The organism is Parvimonas sp. M20, assembly GCF_035282425.1.
Classification (GTDB): domain Bacteria; phylum Bacillota; class Clostridia; order Tissierellales; family Peptoniphilaceae; genus Parvimonas.
Genome location: NZ_JAYKBQ010000031.1, coordinates 1 through 2,967, shown reverse-complemented (window position 1 = coordinate 2,967; position 2,967 = coordinate 1). Strand labels below are relative to the sequence as shown.

Genomic DNA, 2,967 nt, shown 5'->3' with positions numbered 1-2,967 from the left:
AGAAACCTGACAATTAAAGAGAAATATATTTCTGGTCAAGCGACCAAGGGCATAAGGTGAATGCCTTGGCACTGAGAGCCGAAGAAGGACGTGACAAGCTGCGAAAAGTCTCGGGGAGGAGCAAATATCCATTGATCCGGGAATGTCCGAATGGGGAAACCCACTTGAGCAAACCTCAAGTATCTTGTTGTGAATACATAGCAACAAGAGGGAAAAGTTGGTGAACTGAAACATCTAAGTAGCCAGACGAAAAGAAAGAAAAAATTCGATTTTCAAAGTAGCGGCGAGCGAAATGGAAAGAGCCCAAATTAAGTTAAGGAAGAAGAAGGATAGTTGAATGGTATGGGAAGATCAACCGAAGAAAGTGAAAGTCTTGTAAACGAAATCTAACCGATTCTGACTTAGAAAGAGTAGCATGGGACACGAGAAATCCTGTGTGAATATGGGGGGACCACCCCCTAAGGCTAAATACTACTCAGTGACCGATAGAGAATAGTACCGTGAGGGAAAGGTGAAAAGAACCCCGGGAGGGGAGTGAAATAGAACCTGAAACCTTATGCCTACAAGCAGATAGAGTCTTAAGAGAGATGATATCGTACTTTTTGTAGAACGGGCCAGCGAGTTATGGTGTGCGGCAAGGTTAAGTAATGAAGTTACGGAGCCGTAGGGAAACCGAGTCTGAATAGGGCGAATAAGTCGTATGCCATAGACCCGAAACCAGGTGATCTATCCATGGGCAGGTTGAAGTGAAAGTAAAATTTCATGGAGGACCGAACCGGGTAGCGTTTAAAAGCTATCGGATGACTTGTGGATAGGGGTGAAAAGCCAATCGAACTTGGAGATAGCTGGTTCTCCTCGAAATAGCTTTAGGGCTAGCCTCAATTTAGTTTACAGGGGGTAGAGCACTGAATACCGTAGGGGTGTTAGACATTACCGAAAGTTATCAAACTGCGAATACCTGATAAATGATGATTGGGAGTCAGACTATGTGGGATAAGCTTCATAGTCGAAAGGGAAAGAGCCCAGACCACCAGCTAAGGTCCCTAAATATAGATTAAGTGGAAAAGGATGTTTTACTACTCAGACAACCAGGATGTTGGCTTAGAAGCAGCCATACATTTAAAGAGTGCGTAATAGCTCACTGGTCAAGTGGTAGAGCGCCGAAAATGAACGGGGCTAAAATCTAATACCGAAGCTGTGGACTAATGTAAATTAGTGGTAGAGGAGCATTGTGTAAGGGGTGAAGCTAAGCTGGAAGGCGAAGTGGACTTTACAGAAGAGAGAATGCTGGCATGAGTAGCGAAAAGGAGGGTGAGAATCCCTCCCGTCGAAAGCCTAAGGATTCCTGAGGAAGGCTCGTCCTCTCAGGGTAAGTCGGGACCTAAGCCCAGGCTGAAAAGCGTAAGCGATGGACAACAGGTTGAGATTCCTGTACTATCTTTGAATGTTTAAGAGATGTACTGACGCAGGAGGATATGTTGAGCGTGTGAATGGTAGAGCACGTCTAAGCAAGTAGGTAGAGAATAGAGGCAAATCCCTATTCTTAATATCGAGATGTGATGGGGAGCGAAAAACAAGTAGTGAAGCAACAGATTCCAAACTGCCAAGAAAAGGTACTATTGAGTGAGAAGATACCCGTACCAAAACCGACACAGGTAGGCAAGGAGAGAATCCTAAGACGCGCGGAAGAACCTTTGTTAAGGAACTCGGCAAAATGACCCCGTAACTTCGGGAGAAGGGGTACCATTAGATGTGAGATACATACGTATGGAGCATAGAGTGGTCGCAGAGAATAGGCCCAAGCAACTGTTTACCAAAAACACAAGTCTCTGCTAAATCGAAAGATGAAGTATAGGGGCTGACACCTGCCCGGTGCTGGAAGGTTAAGGGGAAATGTAAGAGCAATCGAAGCATAGAACTTAAGCCCCAGTAAACGGCGGCCGTAACTATAACGGTCCTAAGGTAGCGAAATTCCTTGTCGGGTAAGTTCCGACCCGCACGAAAGGTGTAATGATTTGGGCACTGTCTCAACAAAGGATCCGGTGAAATTGTAGTAGTCGTGAAGATGCGACTTACCCACGATAGGACGGAAAGACCCCGTGGAGCTTTACTGTAGGCTGGCATTGGAATTTGGTATTAAATGTACAGGATAGGTGGGAGACAAAGAAGCGAGAGCGCCAGTTTTCGTGGAGTCACTGTTGGGATACCACTCTTTTGATACTAAATTTCTAACTTGATACTCTGAAGCGAGTATAAGGACACTGTCAGTTGGGCAGTTTGACTGGGGCGGTCGCCTCCTAAAGAGTAACGGAGGCGTTCAAAGGTTCCCTCAGAATGGAAGGAAATCATTCAAAGAGTGCAAAGGCAAAAGGGAGCTTAACTGCGACACCAACAAGTGGAGCAGATAGGAAACTAGGACTTAGTGATCCGGTGGTACCGAGTGGAAGGGCCATCGCTCAACGGATAAAAGCTACCCCGGGGATAACAGGCTTATCTCCCCCAAGAGTTCACATCGACGGGGAGGTTTGGCACCTCGATGTCGGCTCGTCTCATCCTGGGGCTGGAGTAGGTCCCAAGGGTTGGGCTGTTCGCCCATTAAAGAGGCACGCGAGCTGGGTTCAGAACGTCGTGAGACAGTTCGGTCCCTATCCATCGTGGGCGAAGGAAATTTGAGAGGAGCTGTCCTTAGTACGAGAGGACCGGGATGGACAGACCGCTGGTGTATCAGTTATCATGCCAATGGTAATGCTGAATAGCTAAGTCTGGAAGGGATAAGTGCTGAAGGCATCTAAGCACGAAGCCCCCCTCAAGATGAGATTTCCTGTTGCAGCAATGCAAGAGAGATTCGATACAGAAAATGTCGTAGATAGGTCAGAGGTGTAAAGGTGGCAACATCAAAGCTAACTGATACTAATAAATCGAAAGCTTGACCAGAAATATATACTCTTTAGTTGTAAGGGGTTTTAA

Annotated in this window: 1 rRNA gene; it reads left to right on the top strand. The window is 46.4% G+C overall.

From position 1 onward, the window contains the following. Nucleotides 1–33: 33 nt before the first annotated feature. Nucleotides 34–2,934 (top strand): 23S ribosomal RNA (locus VJI93_RS08135). Nucleotides 2,935–2,967: the final 33 nt, after the last annotated feature.